Genomic DNA, 20640 nt, shown 5'->3' on the forward strand with positions numbered 1-20640 from the left:
GCAACGTCGGAGATTGGCGAAGGTCGGCGTGACAGCCAATCTCCCCCCTTGAGGGGGAGATGTCCGGCAGGACAGAGGGGGGCGCGAAGGAACGCGGCATGCGTTAACTCGAACCCTGTATGTGCAGCGTGCACCCTGCGCGTGACTCCCGCATCACCGCCGGTATCGTCGCGCTCGCGGCCATCGCCATCCTCATCGGCGGTGCCTTCGCCGGCCTCGCCGTCGAAGGCGCGCACGATCTCTCCGGCGCAGCCGCCGCCTTCGACAATTATCTCCTGCGCGTCGCCCGCTTCACGCTGTGGCAAGCGGCGCTCTCGACGCTGCTGTCGGTGGCGCCGGCGCTGCCCGTGGCGCGCGCTTTGTCGAGGCACCCAAGTTTCCCGGGACGCCGCCTGATCCTGCAATTGTTCACCGTGCCGCTGGCCTTGCCGGCGATCGTCGCCGCGCTCGGCATCCTGGCGCTCTACGGTCGGGCCGGATATTTTGCCGGCGTCTTCGCCGGACTTGGCGGTTCGGATTGGCCGGGGATCTACGGCCTCTCCGGCATCCTTGTCGCTCATGTCTTCTTCAACCTGCCCTTGGCGACGCGCCTGTTCCTCGAGGCGCTGGGCACCGTTCCCGCCGACCAGTGGCGGCTGGCGAGCCAGCTCGGCATGGGTGCCTGGCCGGCCTTCCGGCTGATCGAATGGCCGGTGCTGCGCGCGGCCCTGCCGGGGATTGCCGGGCTGGTCTTCATGCTCTGCATCACCTCCTTCACCATCGTGCTGACGCTCGGCGGCGGTCCGGCCGCGACGACGCTGGAAGTGGCCATCTACCAGGCGCTGCGCTTCGATTTCGATCCTGCACGGACCGTAACACTGACGCTCCTGCAGATCGCGCTCACCTTCGTCGTGGTCGCAGCACTCACGCGGCTCGGCGCCAACACGGTCGGTGATGCCAATCTGCCGGTGGCGCCGCGCCGCTACCTTTCGGCGGGCCGAATCGAAAGCGCGCTGAATGCCGGCCTCATCATGCTTGCCCTGCTGTTCGTCGCCGGACCGATGCTGGCGACCGTGCTTTCAGGTCTGGGGGCGGATCTCGGACGGTTGGCCGGTGAAGCGGCGGTGCGCCGCGCCACCCTCACCAGCGCCGGCCTTGCCCTGCTTGCGGCGCTGCTCAGCGTGACGCTGTCGCTGGCGCTGATCGCGGCACGGCGCGCGCTGGCCTTGCGGCGCCGGGCAGGCGGGGCCATGGGCCTGCTCGAACATGCCGCCGACACCGGCGCCGGCTTCGTGCTTGTCGTGCCGCCGATCGTGCTTGGCGCCGGCTGGTTCCTGGCGCTGCGCCACGTCACCGATGTCTTTGCCATCGCGCCGGTCATGGTCGTCGCCGTCAACGCAGTGATGGCGATGCCCTTCGCCATCCGCGCCGTTCGCCCGGCCTATGACGCGGCCAGCGAGCGCCACGAGCGGCTTTGCCTCGCGCTCGGCATATCCGGCTGGAACCGGCTCAGCCTGATCGACTGGCCGTCGCTGAGGCGGCCCTTGGCGACCGGCTTCGCCTTCGCCATGGCGCTGTCGCTCGGCGATCTCGGCGTGATCGCGCTGTTCGGCAGCGATTCCGTGCAGACCTTGCCCTATCTGCTTTTGGCGCGCATGAGCAGCTACCGGACAGCCGACGCCGCGGGACTTGCCTTGCTGCTCGGCCTCGTCTGCCTGATGCTGGTGGTCGCCGCCGACTGGCTGGGGCGGGAAGGAAAGCCATGACGACGACCATCGACGGCACCGCCGCGCAAAAGGGCTTCGCCGTCGCGCTTGATGGCGTCTCGTTCAGCTATGGCGAATCCTCCTTCCGCTTCGACGCCGATTTCGCGGCCGGCAGGATCACCGCCATCATGGGGCCGAGCGGCTCGGGCAAGTCGACGCTGCTCAATCTGATAGCCGGCTTCGAAGCGCCCGGTGCGGGCAAGGTCCTGATCGGCGGCGTCGATCTCGCAAACACGCCGCCTTCGGCGCGGCCGGTGTCGATGGTGTTCCAGGAAAACAATCTGTTTGCGCATCTTTCCGTCGAAGCCAATGTCGGGCTCGGCCGCTCGCCGTCGCTGAAACTCGGCGACGCCGATCGCGCCGACGTCGCCGAGGCGCTGGCGCGGGTTGGTCTTGCCGGCAAGGAAAAGCGGCTGCCGCGCGAGCTTTCCGGCGGCGAGCGGCAGCGCGTGGCGCTGGCGCGGGTCTTGCTGCGCGACCGGCCCGTTTTGCTGCTCGACGAACCTTTCGCGTCGCTCGGCCCGGCGCTGCGCGACGACATGCTGGACCTTATGGCCGGCATCCATGCCGAGCGCGAAATGACGGTGTTGTTTGTCACGCATCAGCCGGAAGATGCGCGCCGTATCGGCCAGGACGTGGCATTTCTCGACGAAGGCACGATCGCGGCAGCCGGGCCCGCCGAGGATTTCTTCGATCGGTCTGGACCGGATGCGTTCAGACGCTATATCGGCGATCGAGGCGGCACCGTTGCCGGATCACAACATGTTGCCCGGAAGCGGACATAATTTATGGCCAAACCGGCAATGGGCGATCCGGCGTTTGCTTGCCTTGTCCGGGGGAGTATGGCTAGGTCCGGCCATGCTGGTCCGGCTGGACCGTGATTTGCCGAAAGATTTGGAAGGAAGCCGACCTGTCGAGCGGCGCTGAGAAGGTGTGGATGAAGCCGCTGGCACGATTTCTCGCGCTGGCGAGCGTCGCCGTGCTGGCGAGCTGCCAGATGTTCACGCCGCCGGACGTGCAGGAGAACGGCTTCCAACCTTCCGACAAGCCGATCACCGTCGACAATGTCGTGGCCAACGCCAAGCTCGCCGAAATGGCGAAGGCACAGCACCCGCGCATCCTGGCCACCTATGGCGGCGAATATTCCGACCCAAAGCTCGAACGCATGGTGGCCAAGGTCGTCGGCAATCTGACGGTGGTGTCGGCCAACCCGACCCAGACCTATCGCATCACCATCCTGAACTCGCCCAACGTCAACGCCTTCGCGCTGCCGGGCGGCTATCTCTATGTGACGCGGGGCCTGCTGGCGCTGGCCAATGATTCCTCCGAGCTTGCCGCCGTCATCGCGCATGAGATGGGCCACGTCACCGCGAATCACGGCCTGCAGCGGCAGCAGCTCGAAGCCGAGGAGGGCCTGGCGACCAAGGTGGTTTCCGATGTGCTCGGCGACAGCCCGACCGCCAAGGCGGCGCTCATCCGCGGCAAGCTCAGGCTCGCGCAATTCTCGCGCAACCAGGAACTGCAGGCCGACGCCATCGGCATCAAGTCGATCGGCGAGGCGGGCTATGATCCGTATGCGGCCGGCCGCTTCCTGCAGTCGATGTCGGCCTATACCGACTTCCGCTCGGTCAGCGGCGCCACCGACGCCAGCCTCGACTTCCTGGCGACGCACCCGAACACGCCGCAGCGTATCGAGCTGGCGCAGCGCCTCGCGCGCAATTTCGGCCCGCCCGGCGTAGGCACGCGCGACCGCGACGCATTTCTCGCCGGCATAGACGGCCTGCTTTACGGCGACACGCCGGAAGAAGGCTATGTGCGCGGCCAGACCTTCATGCACCCCAATCTCGGCGTCTCGTTCACCGTGCCGGACGGTTTCGTCATCGACAATTCGGCGGCCGCCGTGACCGCGACCGGGCCGGGCGACATCGCCATCCGCTTCGACGGCGTGGCGATCGACAAGTCCGTCTCGCTCACCGATTACATCCGCAGCGGCTGGGTCGCGGGGCTGGAAGACGCCAGCGTGCGCCAGGACACGATCAACGGCAACGATGCGGCAACGGCGCATGCCAGCGCGCAAGGCTGGCAGTTCGACATCGCGGTGATCCGGGCCGGCGGGCAGGTCTACAGGCTGCTGACGGCCGCGCCCTCGGCCAGCACTTCGCTGGACCCGGTGGCGCGCTCGGTCAGCGGCTCCTTCCGCGTGCTGAGCCCGGCCGAGAAGGCGGCGCTGAAGCCGCTGCATATCAGGGTCGTCACCGTCCAGGCAGGCCAGACCATGGGCTCGCTCGCCGCGCAGATGGTCGGCGTTGATCGCAAGCTCGATCTGTTCCGCGTGCTCAACGCCATGTCGCCGGGCGCGACTGTGTCGTCGGGCGACAAGGTCAAGATCGTCACCGACAGGTAGGGGCTCGCGAGTTCAGACCAACCAGGCGCCGTCGGCTATTTGACGCGGGGAACCGTCGTCACAAGCCGTCGCTGCCGGTGTCGCCACCGTCGCCTTGGCCATCGCCGGTACTGCCGCTACCGGTGTCGCCACCGTCGCCTTCGCCATTGCCGGTACTGCCGCTACCGGTGCGAGCGGCGCCGCCGACATGGTCGCTGCCACTCCAGGATGCTCTCCCGGCTTCCGTTGGCTCCGGCTTGACCTCAGGTTTTCCCGGATCTGTCAGCGTGATGGTCTTCGGTTTCGGCACGGGCACGCGAACCACCTTTATCTTCGTGATGACCTTTGGGGCCTTGCACGCCATGACCACGCGGGTGCTACGCGCGGGAAGGCCCAGGATGCCCATCGCGTACACGTCTTGCCGCTCCATGCCTGCCTTCAGGAAAGCCAGCGCGCGCGCCGGGTCGGCGGGCACGCCGTTGCGGCCTTCCTTGAAGATCAACGCAAGCTCCTTCATGGCATCGACATGCCCCATCGCCGCTGCCTGGAGCAGCAGGTCCAGTCCCTTGCCGGTATCGCGCTGGATGCCGAGGCCGTTGAACAAAGCGCGTCCCCATGCGGCCATGGCGGAGGGATCTCCTTTGCCGGCCGCCTGCGAATAGAGGCCACTCGCCTTCGTGGTATCGACAGCAGTTCCCATTCCGGACGAGGCGATGTAGCCGAGTTCGAAGACCGCCCGCACATGTCCCTTGTCGGCCGCATCCTGGATGGCCTTCCTGGCTTCGTCGACCTTGCCGGCCGCCAGAAGCGCCCGGCCGAGCTCGTAGTGGAAACGGGCAATGCCGGGATAGGTTTTCACCGCCGCCTCGCAGGCTTCCACCGCCCCGCCGCCGATCTCATTCGGCGTGAGGCCCTGGACGACGCCTTGCAAGTCGAGCGGCGCGCCGGCTGCCCGGTCGCAAGCGTCGATGTCCGGCGACAGCTTCATCGTCGCCTGCTTGGCCGCGTTGCCCGCGCGGATATCGAAGCCGACCTCGATGGGCGCGACCGACCCGATCTGCGGCTCGTAGCGCAGTTTGTCGATTTCGGCGGCCGTCAGGCTCGATTGCGGCGAAAGCACCCGATCCGGCAGGGACAGCGTTCCGGTCGCCGGGTAGCTTGCAAGCTTGAGGCTGAACCCGGCATCCTTGGCCGGGAAATCCAGTTTCAGCGGAACCGGACCGACGCCGAGCGGGACGCGGATGTCGAGATGTCCAATCGCGTCGGCGGCATCGGCGACCTGGATTCCGCGTTCCGCCGTCTGCTGGCCCTGCTCGGCGTCCAACGGCGGCGGCGCCGGTTGCTCCGCCCCGCGCATCAGCACGACGTCGTCGATCAGCGAGGAGTTCTCCCACGGAACCTGCTTGCCGTTGGTGGCCTTGACCACGTCGCGGCGGACGGCCGCCATGACCGACCGTATCTCCTGGTCCGGCGCCAGCGCACGGCGGGAGAAGGACGACGAAAACGGGCTGAGGTCGCCGGACCCGTCATAGGCGACCGCCCCCGGCTCGGTGGCAAAGGCAATCAGCGTGTTCTGCGAGCCTGTCACCTGCGCAAGGCCGCTGCCGCCGGCGACGATCAACTGATCGCGCAGCCAATAGTCCTTGCGCGGGAAAGGATCGTTGCGGCAGGCGTCGAGGATGATCATCTGGACTTTCGATCTCGAGCGCAGCTGCCGCAATATGTCGTCGACCTTGATGGCCTGCACCTCCATGTCGGCCGCATCTTTCAGCGACGCGTCGACCGGGATCAGGAAATTCTCCCCGCCGATCTGGAAGCCGTGCCCCGAATAATAGACGACCGCCAGATCGGCGCCATCCGCCGCCGCCAGATAGTTGCGGAACCGCTCTTCGAACTGGAGCTTGGTCAGGTCCTTGGCGGCGAACACCTCGAAGCCGGCCAGCCGGAATGTCCTCGACACGTTCTCCGCGTCCTTGTCCGGGTTCTTGAGCGTCGGGATTTCGCGGTATTGAGAATTGCCGATCACAAGGGCAACCCTTCGATCGGCATGCGCCTCGAACGTCGTGAGGCCCACGAGCATCAAGGCTGCAAGGAACACGCAGCATCGCAGCATGGCAAATCCCCCATGTGGTGTAATCTGGAGGAGTCAAAAAGCCGATTGCGGCGCAACAGTCTGTTAAGGAGCTCACAATCCTGGTTGTCACCGAGGAAAATTGCCCCGATGACGGCGTGTTCTTATTTAATAAATTTCTTATCTTTGAGTTTGGGCCGGACTAACTTCAGGCGGCTTCCGCCAGGAATTCGGGGTTTTGCTTCACCAGCGCCAGCTTCAGCTTTTCCATGGCGCGCGCCTCGATCTGGCGGACGCGCTCCTTGGAGATGCCGAGCTGTTCGCCAAGCGATTCCAGCGTGGCGCCGTCATCGCTCAGCCTGCGCTCCTCGATGATGCGAAGCTCCCGGGCATTGAGCGCGCCGAGCGCGCTCCGCAGCCAGATAGCGCGGCGCTGGACGTCGATCCTCTCGCCGACGATTTCGTCGGGAAGCGGGTCTTCGGAGACCAGGAAATCCATCCGCTCGGCGGCGCCGTTCTCGTCGGCCAAAGGCGCGTTGAGCGAGCTGTCGGGGGAAGACAGGCGCGAATCCATCATCGCCACGTCGGCCTCCGGCACGCCCAGCGCCGCCGAGACCTCGCGGTAGAGCGAGGCATTGGAGAGAGGCTCGGCGCCGTTGGCGAGGCGCGCGCGCAGACGCCTGAGATTGAAGAACAGCGCCTTCTGCGCGGAACTGGTGCCGCCGCGCACGATCGACCAGTTGCGCAGGATGTAATCCTGCATCGAGGCGCGGATCCACCAGGTGGCATAGGTCGAGAAGCGTACTTCGCGCGCGGGTTCGAAACGGGCGGCCGCCTCGAGCAGGCCGACATGGCCCTCCTGAATGAGATCGCCGAGCGGCAGACCGTAATGGCGGAATTTCGAGGCCATGGAGATCACAAGGCGCATATGTGCGACAGTGATCCTGTGCAGCGCGTGCTGGTCGTTCTCTTCCTTCCAGCGGAGCGCAAGGACATGCTCCTCGTCGCGCTCGAGATACGGAGCCTTCATTGCCGCCCGGACCAGTGTCCGTCCTGCCGCGTCCTCGATCATGCCGGCTCCTTTTGCGACGATTGCGCGTATGGCGGTTGAAAAGACGCCACCGCGCCCTACAACAGCCATGCAACGTGTCAGGCGCATGGATGGTTCCGCCGCCCGAGGGGGCAGATGGTGCCGGCGGAAATATTCTGTTATCTGCCGGGAAAGCCTCTTGGCGGATTCCCGGCGGTTTAGAGAATCAGATTTCTGGCAGAGCCGATTTTTGAAATCTGGTTCCTTATTTTGCAGCCTTCTATCTGCCAGTTTCCGGCTCGCACAGTCGCGCCGGGACACCGGTCAAAACGGGATCACAGAAAAATGAAATGGCTCAAACCGCTTCTTATCGCCGGAACGCTGCAGGTTCTAGCGATCACCGCCGGCTATGCCGGCGCCAATCTCGACCAGATCAAGCAGGCCGGGGTGCTCAAGGTAGGCACTGAAGGCACCTATGCGCCCTTTACCTATCACGATGAGTCCAACGCGCTGGTCGGCTTCGACGTCGAGATCGCCAAGGCCATCGGCGACAAGCTCGGTGTCAAGGTTCAATTCCTCGAAGGCAAGTGGGACGGCCTGATCGCCGGCCTCGACGCCAACCGCTACGACGCCGTCATCAACGAGGTCGGCATCACCGATGCCCGCAAGGCCAAGTATGATTTCTCCGATCCCTACATCGCCTCGAAAGCGGTGCTGATCGTGCGTGGCGACAACACCGACATCAAGACCTTCGCCGATCTCAAGGGCAAGAAGTCGGCGCAGTCGCTGACCTCCAATTTCGGCAAGCTCGCCGAGAAGAACGGCGCCGAACTCGTCGGCACCGACGGGTTCGACCAGTCGATCCAGCTTCTGCTCACCGGCCGCGCCGACGCCACGATCAATGACAGCCTGTCCTTCCTCGATTTCAAGAAGCACAAGCCGGACGCCAATGTGAAGATCGCGGCGCAGGAAGAGAATGCCGATTATTCCGGCGTCATCGTGCGCAAGGGCGATCCGGAGCTGGTCGCGGCCATCAACAAGGCGCTGGCCGACATCAAAGCCGACGGCACCTACCAGAAGATCGCCGACAAGTATTTCGGCCAGGACGTTTCGAAGTAAGGCAATCGTCCCCTTGCTGAGATACCGGCGGGCCGTCTTCGACGGCCCGCTGTTTTTGCACGACATTCATCGGGGTCGTCTTTGACGGCCCGCCGGTTTTTGCATGATAGTCGGTCCATACGGGGGACGCGCCGCCGTATCTGGAAGGGAGAAGCGCTTCGTGCCGCACTGGCTGCAATTGATGCTGGAATCGTTGCCGACGCTGTTGTGGGCGGCGCTGATCTTCACCGTGCCGCTGACGCTATTGTCTTTTGCGCTCGGGCTCATCGCCGGACTGGTGACGGCGCTGATCAGGCTGTTCGGCCCGAAGCCGCTGGTCGCGCTGGTGCGCTTCTATGTCTGGATCTTTCGCGGCACGCCGCTGCTCGTTCAGTTGTTCCTGATCTTCTACGGCCTGCCGTCGGTCGGCATTCTGCTCGATGCCTTTCCCGCCGCGCTGATCGGCTTCACGCTCAATATCGGTGCCTATACGTCTGAGATCATCCGGGCCGTCATCGGCTCGGTGCCGAAGGGGCAGTGGGAAGCTTCCTATTCGATCGGCATGACCTGGAGCCAGGCGATGCGGCGCACCATTCTGCCACAGGCGGGCCGCGTTGCCGTGCCGCCGCTTTCCAACACCTTCATCTCGCTGGTCAAGGACACCTCGCTGGCGGCGGCGATCACGGTGCCCGAGATGTTCCAGGCCGCGCAGCGCATCGTCGCCACCACCTATGAGCCGCTGATCCTCTATGTCGAGGCGGCCGCGCTTTATCTTGCGTTGAGCTCGGTTCTGTCGGCGCTGCAGGCGCGGCTGGAAGTGCGGCTCAACCGCTATGGCGGGTTCCTGGAGGCCAACGCATGATCGGCCTCAGCAACATCGAAAAGCGCTTCGGCGACAATCTGGTGCTGAAGGGCGTGACCGTCACCCTCGACGAGGGCAGCGTGACTGCGCTGGTCGGCCCTTCCGGCGGCGGCAAAAGCACGCTCTTGCGCTGCATCAACCTGCTGGAAATCCCGACGTCCGGTTCCTTGCGTATCGGCGACGAGACGCTTGCGTTCCATCCGGGCGGCAAGGTGCCGGCCAAGGATATCCAGCGCATCCGCCTGCAGACCGGCATGGTGTTCCAGAATTTCCAACTCTTCCCGCATCGCACAGCGATCGAGAATGTCATGGAAGGGCTGGTGACGGTGCTGAAATGGCCTGAGCCGAGGGCGCGCGAGCGGGCGATGGCGCTGCTCGAAAAGGTCGGCATGGTGGAGAAGGCCGACGCCTGGCCGGCGACGCTGTCCGGCGGTCAGCAGCAGCGCGTGGCGATCGCCCGGGCGCTGGCGCCGTCGCCGCGCGTGCTGCTCTGCGACGAACCGACCTCTGCGCTCGATCCGGAACTGGCGCAGGAAGTGGTCGACGTGCTCGGACAGCTTGCCCGCGAAGGCACGACCATGGTGATGGCCACGCATGATCTCAGGCTCGCCTCGAAAATCGCGCAGGAGGTGGTGTTCCTGGACGCCGGCGTCATCGTCGAGAAAGGCCCGGCTTCGGTCGTGTTCGACAATCCGGAGCGCGCGCGAACCAAGCGGTTTATAGCTTCGCTGAGGCAAGAAGAGGCGCAGAAGGAAGGCGGCGGGTGAGCCTCCCAACTTTCTACTTGTGGGGCCAATCGCATAGGGCGGCGCCGGCCCCCTCATCCGGCCGCTACGCGGCCAGCTTCTCCCCGATGGGGAAAGAACTTGGCGCCGGCACTGACAACCTCCTCTCCCCTCGGGGGGAGGTCAGCCGAGCGAAGCGGAGGCTGGGTGAGGGGGCGCCATATGCGAGAATCCACAAGCAAAAAACCCGGCGCGAGGCCGGGTTCTTCGTGAACTTAAAAGCGAAAAAGCTCAGGCAGCTTCTTCCTGCTCGGCTTCCTCGTTGTCGGCCTTGGCGCCGCGCTTCGGACCCTTGTTGAGGTTGACCTCGATGAGGCGCACCGCCTCGGTCTCAGACATGCGGTTCACAGCGGCGATCTCGCGGGCCATGCGGTCGAGCGCGGCCTCATAGAGCTGGCGCTCGGAGTAGGACTGCTCCGGCTGGTTGTCGGCGCGGTAGAGGTCGCGCACAACTTCCGAGATCGAGATCAGGTCGCCCGAGTTGATCTTGGCATCATATTCCTGGGCGCGGCGCGACCACATGGTGCGCTTGATGCGGGCGCGGCCTTGCACGACTTTCAGCGCGCGGTCGACATAATCCTCTTCCGACAGCTTGCGCATGCCGATCGAGGTCGCCTTGGCGACCGGCACCTTCAGCCGCATCTTATCCTTCTGGAAATCGATGACGAACAGTTCCAGCTTGTGACCCGCAACTTCCTGCTCGTCGATCGCCACGATCTGGCCGACGCCATGCGCCGGATAGACAATGAATTCGCCGGTCTTGAACCCGTGGCGAGCCGCGTTGGACTTCTTCTGCGGGGTGATCGTTGCCATTACGCCCTGAACTCCTTAGTTGTGCAGCCGGCATCATGCCGGCTCGAACCCACGAGGTCGGCAAAGCCGACCGTTAGCCGCGCAACAGGATGAACCACCGGAAAGCCAAGGGCCGGCATATCGCACGAATGCGACCGCCTGCCCCAGATCGCTCTGGTCCGGATCGAGAAGCTCACCTTTCAGTGATTTGGGGCGTTAGCGCCATAAATCGACGTTGTGTCACCGGCATGTTTCGTTGATGTAACACAAAAAGTCGGAAGAATCAAGGTTTTGCTGCATTCGCTAACGCCAAACGGCAGCGCTGCCCGTCAAGACGGCAATTGTATCGGTCCGGTTACGCCGCGTCATGCCGGTGTTCCCGGCCGCTCTATCAATCGCCTTCGCCGGGCTCCGCCGAGAAATATTTCTCGAACTTGCCGGTCTCGCCGTCGAACGTCTTGGCGTCCGCCGGCGGCTCCTTCTTGGCGGTGATATTGGGCCACTTCTCGGCGTATTCGGAATTGATCTGCAACCATTTGTCGAGGCCGCCCTCGGTGTCCGGCTTGATCGCGTCGGCCGGGCATTCGGGCTCGCACACGCCGCAGTCGATGCACTCGTCAGGATGGATGACGAGCATGTTCTCGCCCTCGTAGAAACAGTCGACCGGACAGACCTCGATGCAGTCCATATATTTACATTTGATGCAATTGTCGGTCACGACATAGGTCATTGCAGGCTCCGGAACGTCCCATTTTGCTGGGCTTTTCGGCTGAGGTAACGCCTTTGACCGCCGCATGCAAGGGCAGGGATTGCAGGCGGAGCCGGTGTCGCGGAATGGAATTCCAGCCGGAAAGCTTCGGCCAAGTCGTCCAGCCCAACCGTTGCGCAGTTTTCCTGGAATTGCTGCAGCCGTGCCGCGGCCCGGCTATATCTCAGTCGTCGCCGAGCAGCCGGTCGGTCTGCCGCCGCTCGCGTTTGGTCGGGCGGCCGCTGCCGGCCTCGCGCAAGGCTGGAACGGCGTCCGGAACCGCCTCGCCTTTGGGTGCCAGCGCCGGCGACAGATCCTCGTAAAGCAGCCGCGCCTCGTCGGCCGGGCCGCGCCTGGCGCCACAGTTCAGCACCTTCCAGACGAGGATACGACGCTCAAGCGTGATGGTGAGCACGTCGCCGGGCTTGATCAGATCCGAGGCCTGCGCTGCTTTGTCGCGATTGATGCGGACGCGTCCCGCGACGACGACCTTCGCCGCCAAGGACCGCGACTTCACCGCGCGCGAGAAGAACAGCCATTTGTCGATGCGCTGGCGGCCTTCTCCAACCATCGCGGCTAGCTTTTGTTGGGGCATGATCTTATCCGAAAACCGGTCCCCACTTTTCGCTAACGCGGTCCTTCGGTTCGGGATCATGCTCGAACCTATTTCTTCAGCTGGTCGCGCAAGGCGGCGAGCTTGGCGAAGGGCGAATCCGGATCGAAGCGCTGCGGGCGTTCCTCGCGCGGCTTGCCCTGGAAGGCTGGCTTGCCGCCCGGGGCGTTGCCCTTGCCGTCCTGCCTGCCGCCCTTCCAGTCCGGCCGGCCTTCGCGGCGTTCGCCTTGCGGCTTGCCTTCGCGCCGTTCAGCGCCCTCACGCCGGTCGCCCGTCTCGGGCCTCGGCTTGAACTTCGAGCGGTCGAAGCGCGGCTTGCCGGCGCCTTCGCGCTGCTCGCGGCGGCCTTCCTGGGTGGGCCGATCGCCGGGCTGACCGCTTGCGGCGCTGGCCTCACCTGCGGGCTGGGCGCCGCGCGGGCGATTGTCGCGACGGTTGTCGTGGCGATGGCGCGGACGCTGATGGTCGAAACGCGCCTGGCGCCACAGGAGCACAGGTTTTGGTTCCTCGGCTTCGGCTGGCGCCTCGCCGGCACTATCCTCCACCTGGTGGGGCTCGGCGCGTAGCGCCGCTGCGGGGGGAGCGCCAGCGGTACTGGTGTTCTCCGTATCGTCGGCGTTATCACCGCCACCGGCGTCGCTTCGCGCCGCGACCTCCCCCATCGAGGGCGAGGTAAGGACGTCGGCGCTTTCGGCCGACTCGGGCGCTGCCGCAATGTCCACCGCTGTGGCGTCTTCCACAGCGGGGGCCTCTTCCGTAACGTCGGCCGGAGCTTCTGCCGGCTCTGCCGTGGCAGGTTCCGCTGCCACTTCCGCGACGGCTTCAGCCGGAGCTTCGGCGGCAGCCGGCTCCGAGCTCTCGACCGTTGCGTCCGCGACCGTATCAGTTGCCGCAGCTTGTGCCTCCTCCCGCGCGGCGCGCGCGGCATTATCCGCGGCGAGCTTGGCCGCGGCCGCTTCGCGGGCGGCGTCATCCAGCGCGTCGAGCTTCGCCTTAACCTCGGCCGCCGGCTTGGCCTCCGAGCGATAGCCGAGACCTTTCAGGATCTCCTCCATGTCGTCGGCCGTGGCGCCGAGGATCGACATCATCGGCGGCGTCACCATGAAGGCGTGGCCGTCATAGGCGCCGTCCGGACGTTGGCCGAGGCCGGGCTTCCAGTTGGTTGCCGGGCGGATGAGGTCGGCAAGCCGCTCGAGGATATCGACGCGCACGGCGCGGCGGCCGAGATTGCGGTAGCCGGCGAGCTTGTAGAAGGTCTTGTCGAAGGCCGGGTCGATGACCACGGAGGTGCGGCCGGAGGCCAGCGCATGCACCACATCGCCGAAGCCTGGCTTGTCCTTGCCGTCGTTCTTCAGCGCCCACAGCAACGTCACCAGGCCAGCCGGCGCCGGCTTGATCAGCGCCGGCACGAAGACATGGTAGGCGCCGAAGCGGACGCCGAGGCGGCGAAGCGCTGCGCGGCCTTCCTGGTCGAGCGACTTCATCTCCTCCGCGATGTCGCGGCGATTGATCAGGCCGAAATGCTCGACCAGCTGGAAGGCGATACCGCGCGCGATGCCGGCGAGCTGGTCGGCATTCTTCAAGTCGACCAGCGGCTTCAAAAGCGTTTCGATCTGGAAATTGACGAAACGCTCGGCGCGCGCCGCGACCTTGTCACGGGCGGGGCCGGTCAGCTGCTCGTCGGCAAGCAGGACCAGGCGTGGCTTCAGCGCCTCGTCGGCGGCGACCAGCGTGCCGATCGGCGCGCCGATCCAGCGCAGGACGCCGTCCGAGCCCAAAGCCAGGTCGCCATTGGCGCAGGCGGCAAAGCGCTCGGCGCGCGCCTCGAACTCGGCCGCGAGCGCCTTCTGGGCGGCGGTGCGCACCGCCTTGGCGTCCTCGCCGCCGGCGCTCTGGTCGGCGGTGAAGCGGAACCCTTGCAACTCGCCGACGTGATGGCCTTCGACGAGGACGGTTCCGGACGGGCTGATTTCGGCTTCAGGCATGGTATTTTCTCTAAGGCGCCGCATGAGGACGGAAGTCCTGCGGTCTACGAAGCGTTTCGTCAACCGCTCATGCAGCGCATCCGACAATCTGTCTTCGATTTCGCGCGTCTTTTCCTGCCAGTGTAGCTGATCGGCCAGCCAGCCGGGGCGGTTGGAGACGAAAGTCCAGGTGCGGATCTGCGCGATCCGGTGCGACAGCGTGTCGATATCGCCTTCCGTCGTGTCGGCGCGCCGTACCTGCTCGGCCATGTAATTCTCATCGACATGGCCGTGACGTGCAAGGTCCATATAGATCGAGGCGATAAGATCGGCATGCTGTGCCGGCGCGATCTTGCGATAGTCGGGGAGCGCGCAGGCTTCCCAAAGCAGCGCCACGCGCTCCTTGCCGGTGGCCAAAGCGCGGATGTCGCCGTCGCGCGACAGCTGTTCCAGCGCCTGCGCATCCACCGCCGGCAGCGCGCGGGTCAAGCCTTCGACCGGCGCATTGGCCTCGATCGAGCGCTTCAGCGCATCGAGGCTGGAAAAGTCGAAATCGGCGGTGCGCCACTGCAGCACCTTCACCGGATCGAAATCGTGTCCCTCGATCTTGGCGACCAGTTCCTCGTCGAACGGGTCGACCTGGCCGGTGACGCCGAACGTCCCGTCGCGCAGGTGCCGGCCGGCGCGGCCGGCGATCTGGCCAAGCTCGGCGGCGGTCAGGTTGCGGTATTGATAGCCGTCGAACTTACGGTTCTGAGCGAAGGCGACGTGATCGAGGTCAAGGTTCAGGCCCATGCCGATGGCGTCGGTGGCGACAAGATAGTCGACATCGCCGGACTGGAAGATCTCCACCTGAGCGTTTCGGGTGCGCGGCGAAAGAGCGCCGAGCACGACGGCGGCGCCGCCCTGCTGACGGCGGATCAGCTCGGCGATCGCATAGACCTCGTCGGCCGAGAAGGCGACGATCGCCGTGCGCCGCGGCAACCGGGTGAGCTTCTTCGAGCCGGCATAGGCAAGGTGCGACAGCCTCGGCCGCGTCACCACCGAGACGCCCTTCAATAGCCGCTGCAGGATGCCATGCATGGTGGCCGCGCCCAGGAGCAGCGTCTCCTGGCGGCCGCGCAGATGCAGGATGCGATCGGTGAAGATATGGCCGCGTTCGAGATCGCCGGCGAGTTGCACCTCGTCGATGGCGACGAAGGCGGCGTCGGTCTCGCGCGGCATCGCCTCGACGGTGCAAACCGAATATCTTGCGCCGGCGGGCACGATCTTCTCCTCGCCGGTGATCAGCGCCACCTTGTGGGCGCCGACCTTCTCGCAGACGCGCGCATAGACCTCGCGGGCAAGCAGCCTCAGCGGCAGGCCGATGACACCGGTCTCATGCGCGACCATGCGCTCGATGGCGAGATGGGTCTTGCCGGTGTTGGTCGGGCCCAGCACGGCCGTCACGTCGCGGCCCGAAAGGATCAGCGGCTGGGAGTGTTTCGGCTGGATGTTCATCGGCTCGGAAATAAGGTTTCTGCCGCTCGTAGTCTGAAGCACGGCGCTGCCGCCGCGTGTGACAGGCGACACATAGGGACTTCGGGCGTGAAGCGAAAGCGGAATGTTCGTTCGCGAACTGGCTACGCCGGAGGGGGCAGCCAAAATCGGCTGTTGTTAACAGCTGGAACGAGTCTGGAACGAATCAGCGACGAATCGGTGACTCGTTCTGATTCAGGTTTTGTTCACGGCTATATGTGGATTTTTTGACGATGAGTCTCACCACATGCTGAATCGCTGAACTGGCCCGATTCCTGCTTGGCCTCGACCGGACCCGGGTCGTCGTTAACCTTTGCCGAACAAGGGTCACGCTCGACCTGAGGGCAGACTTCAAGATTATGAAATTGTTGACTTTTCTTAATCACTTTTAACGAGTTCGGCGACGTTTGCGTCGTTTCGCGTTAACTTTCCGGTCAAAGCCAGAACGAATCGGCGACGAATCAGCGATCCGGCGACTTTCCCGGTTTGTTCACCCATAGATATGGTGTTATCCACAGCTTGCCCACCGAGGATTCACAGCTTGTCGCAGGGGTTATCCACAGAGCGCGGCTGCGGCCGTTAACTTTTGCGTGCCGAATTGAGGCAAGGTGTCGCGCCGGCATGCGCCGGGACAAAAAAGGCGGCTCCGGTGCCGGAGCCGCCTGGCGACAAACGGTGTCAGGCGATCAGGCGAAATACTGGCCGCCATTGGCGGTGATGGTCGAGCCGGTGATGAAGCCGGCCTCATCGGAAGCCAGGAAGGCGACGCAGCGCGCGATCTCTTCCGGCTCGCCGAGGCGGCCGACCGGGATCTGAGCGATGATCGACTCCCGTACTTTTTCCGGCACGGCCATGACCATGTCGGTAGCGATGTAGCCGGGGCAGACGACATTGACGGTGATGCCCGCGCGAGCACCCTCTTGAGCCAGCGCCTTGGTGAAGCCGATATCGCCGGCTTTCGAGGCCGAATAGTTGACCTGGCCCATCTGGCCTTTCTGGCCGTTGATCGAGGAAATGGTGATGACGCGGCCGAACTTGCGGTCGCGCATGCCGCTCCACAAAGGATGCGTCATGTTGAAGACGCCGGAGAGGTTGGTGTCGATCACTTCCTTCCACTGCGTGGGCGTGATCTTGTGGAACATGGCATCGCGGGTGATACCGGCATTGTTGACCAGCACTGAGACCGGGCCGAGATCGGCCTCAACTTGGGCGATGCCGGCGGCGCAGGCCTCGTAGTCGGCGACGGACCATTTGTAGACCGGGATACCTGTCTCGGCCTTGAATTTCTGGGCCGCCTCGTCATTGCCGGCATAGTTCGCCGCGACCGAATAGCCGGCGGTCTTCAAGGCGACCGATATCGCAGCACCAATGCCGCGCGTTCCGCCCGTGACGATTGCTACTTTGCTCATGTGCTCCTCCCTGTTGGTCGGAGGAGCGAGTAGGGAGTAGCGAATAGCGAGTAGGGGGTTGAAGCCTGCTGCGCCGACGCCGTTTTTCCCTATTCGCTACTCCCTATTCGCTATTCGCTCAGTTCAGCGCTTCCACGCACATCGCAACGCCCATGCCGCCGCCGATGCACAGCGTGGCAAGGCCCTTCTTGGCGCCGCGGCGACGCATCTCATGGACCAGCGTGTTGAAGACGCGGGCGCCCGAAGCGCCGATCGGGTGGCCGATGGCGATGGCGCCGCCGTTGACGTTGACGATCGAGGGATCCCAGCCCATGCCCTTGTTGACGGCGCAGGCCTGCGCGGCGAACGCCTCGTTGGCCTCGACGAGGTCGAGGTCCTTGACCGACCAGCCGGCCTTCTCCAGCGCCCGCTTCGAAGCGGGAATAGGCCCCGTGCCCATGATTGCCGGATCGACGCCGGCGGTCGCCCAGGAGGCGATGCGCACCAGCGGGGTGATGCCGCGCCGCGCGGCCTCGGCCTCGGTCATCAGCAGCGCGCCGGCGGCGCCGTCATTGATGCCCGACGCGTTGGCGGCGGTGACCGTGCCGTCCTTGTCGAAAGCTGGCTTCAGCTCGGTCATGGCGTCGAGCGTCGCGCCGTGTCGGATGTACTCGTCCTGGTCGACTGTTGTGTCGCCCTTCTTGCCCTTGATGGTGAAGGCGACGATCTCGTCCTTGAACCGGCCGGCTTTCTGCGCAGCCTCCGCCTTGTTCTGCGAGGCGAGCGCGAACTCGTCCTGGGTTTCGCGGGTGATCTGGAACTGGCGGGCGACGTTCTCGGCGGTGTTACCCATATGGTAGCCGTTGAAGGCATCCCACAGGCCGTCCTTGATCATGGTGTCGATCATCTTGTAGTCGCCCATCTTGACGCCGGCGCGCAGGTGCTCGGCATGCGGCGACATCGACATCGATTCCTGGCCTCCGGCGATGATCACCTTGGCGTCGCCGGTGGCGATCTGCTGCATGCCGAGCGCGATGGCGCGCAGGCCCGAGCCGCAAACCTGATTGAGGCCCCAGGCCGTGGTCTCCTTCGGCAGGCCGGCATTGATCGAGGCCTGGCGAGCCGGGTTCTGCCCCTGCGCGGCGGTCAGCACCTGGCCGAGGATGACCTCGTCGACTTCCGCCGCCTCGACGTTCGCGCGCGCCAGCAATTCCCTGATGACGGCGGCGCCGAGTTCATGCGCCGGCGTGGCGGCGAAACTGCCGTTGAAGGATCCGACCGCGGTGCGAGCGGCGCTGGCGACGACGATGGAATTGGAAGCGGACATTTTCTTCTCCAGACTTCGAGGTGTCGTGTTTTAGGCTATCCTTGAAGACTTTCTTGCCGGTTCAGGCAGCCGAGTCAAACCGGAAATGGGCATGGCCGCCATGCGCGGCAAGCAGAGCGCGCGCCGGTTGCGGCAACATGACGTTGACCGCGCGGCGAATTTTGTCATGCCCTGCAGCATTAATTGATGCCGCAGTGCACAAACCGCTTGGAATTGTGAGGCTTTTGCGCGTATCCTCGATAAAGGGCGCAATCGTTACCGGCCGCTTACTCCTAGAGGTGCCGGTGTCCTGGGGAGGATACGGATGGCCGCAAAAGACGACCCGATCGTCATCAAGAAGTATGCCAATCGCCGGCTCTACAATACCGGCACAAGCACCTATGTGACGCTCGAGGACTTGGCCGAGATGGTCAAGAAGGGCGAGGAGTTCACGGTCCAGGACGCGAAGACCGGCGACGACATCACCCATCCGGTGCTGACGCAGATCATCTTCGAGCTGGAGAACAAGGATGGGCAGAACATGCTGCCGATCCCGTTCCTGCGCCAACTCATCTCCTTCTACGGCGATCAGATGCAGATGATCGTGCCGAGCTTCCTCGAACAATCGATGATCGCCTTCTCCAAGGAGCAGGAGCGGTTTCGCGAGCAGCTCAAGGGCACCTTCGGGAAAACGCCGATCGACATGATGAAGACGCCGATCAAGGCACTCGAGGAACAGACGCGACGCAATGTCGAGATGTTCCAGAACGCCATGCGCATGTTCACGCCGTTCCCGCCCGCCGGCGGCAATTCAGCGCCGGCCGCCGAGCCAGCGAAGAAGGAAGAGAAGGGCGACGATCTGCAGGAATTGAAGGCGCAGATTGCGGCCATGCAGCGCAAGCTGGACACGATGTCCTGACGGGTGTGCCGATATTCAGGTGAGGCCGGCCTGCGAACGGCGGCTTCCTGCGCTTCCGGTGCTCACGTACTTCAAGTACGCTCCGCTCCGGTTCTCGGAAGCCGTCGTTCTCGACTCGGCCTGACCTGAATCTCGACACACCCTATCGCGTTTCACCTAGAGGCGAAGCGCCAAGCGCTTCACCTTTGTGGCACCCATCGGCCGCCACTAAGTCCCGACCGGCCCATCATAACGGGCGCGGGGCCTGATCGGCCTGTTGCTGGCCGCCTGCTCGATGGCATGGGCCGTCCAGCCGACGCTGCGGCCGAGCGCGAACAGGCGGAACGGCGCATCAGCCGGCAGGCTGAAGCTGCGCGTCATCGCGGCCAGCGCAAAATCGATGTTCGGATGCAGCCCGGTCGCGGCGAGCACGGCGTCGCGAAGATGGACGATCCCGTCATCGATCTCCAGGTCGCGCAGCAGTGCTTGCGCGCGCGGATCGCCTTCCGGATAAAGCGGGTGGCCGAAGCTTGGCAGCGGCCGGTCCTGAGCGAGCCAGCGGGCAATCGCCTCGTCTGGACCCAGCCGCTCGGCATCCTCGACAAGCGTGATCGCCGCCGCGCCGGCACCGCCATGGCGCGGGCCGGTCAGCGTCGCAAGGCCTGCGAGCAGGCAGGCGGCGACCGGCGCGCCGGTGGAGGCCGCGACGCGGGCGGCGAAGGTCGAGGCGTTGAGCTCGTGATCGGCCAAAAGCACCAGCGCCTTGCGGATGAGATCGGCGCCAGCGGCTTCCACCGACCAGCCCTGCGCCAGCCTGACATGCACGGGTTCGGAACCCGGCGACGCGCCGAGCGCGGTTGCCAGCGCGCTGGTCGCGGCGGCGCCGTCCTGCTGCAGCATCGCCGGCCTGCGTCCGAGCGAGGACCAGCCTCCGGCGGCGAGCGCCGAAAGCCTGGCGAAGGCGGTGGGCGTGCCGCTTTGCCGGGCGGCCGAGGGGGTCAGCGAGGCGAACGATACCGGATGGACGGAAGTCCATAGCAGTTCGGCGGTCTCCTCGAGCGTCGCCGTCGCCGAAAGCTCCACCGCGTCCCTGCCGCGATAGACAAGGCGGCCATGCAGCACCGTCGAGATCGAAGTGGGAATCGCCGGCTCGCCCCAGGCGATGGCGCTTTCGGCGATTGCCTGCGGGCTCTTTCCGCGGTCGCGGCGCGTGGCGAGCGCGGCGATGTCGTCGGCGCGGTACCGGCTGCGGCGCGGGTCTGCTTCGTCCGGCTTCATGCCGATGCGGCCGCGGCTGACATAGGCATAAAGCGTCTGCGGCCGGACGTTGAGCCGCTCCAGCGCCTCATCCCGGGTCAGCCATTCCGTCATTTGCCGCCTTACATTGATTATCTTGATCAAGATTGATGCATTGATTGCGCAGCATTAATTGTCGTGCA

General features: G+C 64.9%; 16 protein-coding genes. 7 read left to right on the forward strand and 9 right to left on the reverse strand.

The genetic code is table 11. The features are described from left to right. The first annotated feature begins 119 nt into the window (after positions 1-119). The 3 genes from thiP to FJ980_RS16880 all read left to right on the forward strand — a co-directional run bounded on the left by thiP (position 120) and on the right by FJ980_RS16880 (position 4149). Positions 120-1745, forward strand: a complete 1626-nt coding sequence (thiP, locus tag FJ980_RS16870) for a thiamine/thiamine pyrophosphate ABC transporter permease (RefSeq protein WP_140544629.1) — start codon at positions 120-122, stop codon at positions 1743-1745. Next, positions 1742-2530, forward strand: coding sequence for a thiamine ABC transporter ATP-binding protein (gene thiQ, locus FJ980_RS16875; RefSeq protein WP_140544630.1), 789 nt, complete (start codon positions 1742-1744; stop codon positions 2528-2530). Before thiP ends, thiQ begins: the two co-directional genes overlap by 4 nt. Positions 2531-2682: 152 nt before the next feature. After that, a complete protein-coding gene (locus FJ980_RS16880; RefSeq protein WP_140544632.1) occupies positions 2683-4149 on the forward strand; it encodes a M48 family metalloprotease in 1467 nt (488 codons plus the stop codon). A 58-nt stretch (positions 4150-4207) separates the two neighbouring features. Here FJ980_RS16880 and FJ980_RS16885 read toward each other — a convergent pair whose 3' ends face one another. Together FJ980_RS16885 and FJ980_RS16890 are read right to left on the reverse strand one after the other, a co-directional pair. After that, a complete protein-coding gene (locus FJ980_RS16885; protein WP_246676440.1) occupies positions 4208-6208 on the reverse strand; it encodes a caspase family protein in 2001 nt (666 codons plus the stop codon). Positions 6209-6407: 199 nt separating this feature from the next. Next, positions 6408-7271 (reverse strand): RNA polymerase factor sigma-32, encoded by an 864-nt coding sequence (locus tag FJ980_RS16890; protein WP_095767541.1) that lies wholly within the window; start codon positions 7269-7271, stop codon positions 6408-6410. Positions 7272-7574: 303 nt separating this feature from the next. On the opposite strand from FJ980_RS16890, the gene FJ980_RS16895 reads away from it, so the two are divergent. The 3 genes from FJ980_RS16895 to FJ980_RS16905 all read left to right on the forward strand — a co-directional run bounded on the left by FJ980_RS16895 (position 7575) and on the right by FJ980_RS16905 (position 9956). Continuing rightward, positions 7575-8348 carry an amino acid ABC transporter substrate-binding protein gene (locus FJ980_RS16895; RefSeq protein ID WP_140544634.1) on the forward strand — a complete coding sequence of 258 codons (774 nt, stop codon included), beginning with the start codon at positions 7575-7577 and terminating at the stop codon, positions 8346-8348. Positions 8349-8508: 160 nt separating this feature from the next. Next, positions 8509-9189, forward strand: a complete 681-nt coding sequence (locus FJ980_RS16900; protein WP_027166691.1) for an ABC transporter permease subunit — start codon at positions 8509-8511, stop codon at positions 9187-9189. After that, positions 9186-9956 carry an amino acid ABC transporter ATP-binding protein gene (locus FJ980_RS16905; RefSeq protein ID WP_140544636.1) on the forward strand — a complete coding sequence of 257 codons (771 nt, stop codon included), beginning with the start codon at positions 9186-9188 and terminating at the stop codon, positions 9954-9956. Before FJ980_RS16900 ends, FJ980_RS16905 begins: the two co-directional genes overlap by 4 nt. Before the next feature lie 249 nt (positions 9957-10205). Here the strand turns inward: FJ980_RS16905 and FJ980_RS16910 are convergent, their stop codons facing one another. The 6 genes from FJ980_RS16910 to FJ980_RS16935 all read right to left on the reverse strand — a co-directional run bounded on the left by FJ980_RS16910 (position 10206) and on the right by FJ980_RS16935 (position 18324). Further along, positions 10206-10787, reverse strand: a complete 582-nt coding sequence (locus tag FJ980_RS16910; protein WP_040991750.1) for a CarD family transcriptional regulator — start codon at positions 10785-10787, stop codon at positions 10206-10208. A 370-nt stretch (positions 10788-11157) separates the two neighbouring features. Next, on the reverse strand, positions 11158-11496 hold the full coding sequence (fdxA, locus tag FJ980_RS16915; protein ID WP_095767304.1) for a ferredoxin FdxA: 339 nt from the start codon (positions 11494-11496) through the stop codon (positions 11158-11160). A 202-nt stretch (positions 11497-11698) separates the two neighbouring features. After that, positions 11699-12085 (reverse strand): RNA-binding S4 domain-containing protein, encoded by a 387-nt coding sequence (locus FJ980_RS16920; RefSeq protein WP_140544664.1) that lies wholly within the window; start codon positions 12083-12085, stop codon positions 11699-11701. 92 nt (positions 12086-12177) lie between these two features. Further along, positions 12178-15591 (reverse strand): helicase-related protein, encoded by a 3414-nt coding sequence (locus FJ980_RS16925; protein WP_140544666.1) that lies wholly within the window; start codon positions 15589-15591, stop codon positions 12178-12180. 704 nt (positions 15592-16295) lie between these two features. Next, positions 16296-17018: a beta-ketoacyl-ACP reductase gene (locus FJ980_RS16930; protein ID WP_140544638.1), complete on the reverse strand. Its 723-nt coding sequence runs from the start codon at positions 17016-17018 to the stop codon at positions 16296-16298. Positions 17019-17136: 118 nt separating this feature from the next. Continuing rightward, on the reverse strand, positions 17137-18324 hold the full coding sequence (locus FJ980_RS16935) for an acetyl-CoA C-acetyltransferase (protein ID WP_140544640.1): 1188 nt from the start codon (positions 18322-18324) through the stop codon (positions 17137-17139). A gap of 304 nt (positions 18325-18628) precedes the next feature. Between FJ980_RS16935 and phaR the strand changes: the two genes are divergently transcribed. Further along, a complete protein-coding gene (gene phaR, locus FJ980_RS16940; RefSeq protein ID WP_095767308.1) occupies positions 18629-19222 on the forward strand; it encodes a polyhydroxyalkanoate synthesis repressor PhaR in 594 nt (197 codons plus the stop codon). A 207-nt stretch (positions 19223-19429) separates the two neighbouring features. On the opposite strand, the gene FJ980_RS16945 is transcribed toward phaR, so the two are convergent. Then, positions 19430-20572 carry a citrate synthase family protein gene (locus FJ980_RS16945; protein WP_140544642.1) on the reverse strand — a complete coding sequence of 381 codons (1143 nt, stop codon included), beginning with the start codon at positions 20570-20572 and terminating at the stop codon, positions 19430-19432. Positions 20573-20640 lie beyond the last annotated feature (68 nt).

Origin of the sequence: Mesorhizobium sp. B1-1-5, from assembly GCF_006443065.1 — a bacterium.
Taxonomy (GTDB): Bacteria; Pseudomonadota; Alphaproteobacteria; order Rhizobiales; family Rhizobiaceae; genus Mesorhizobium.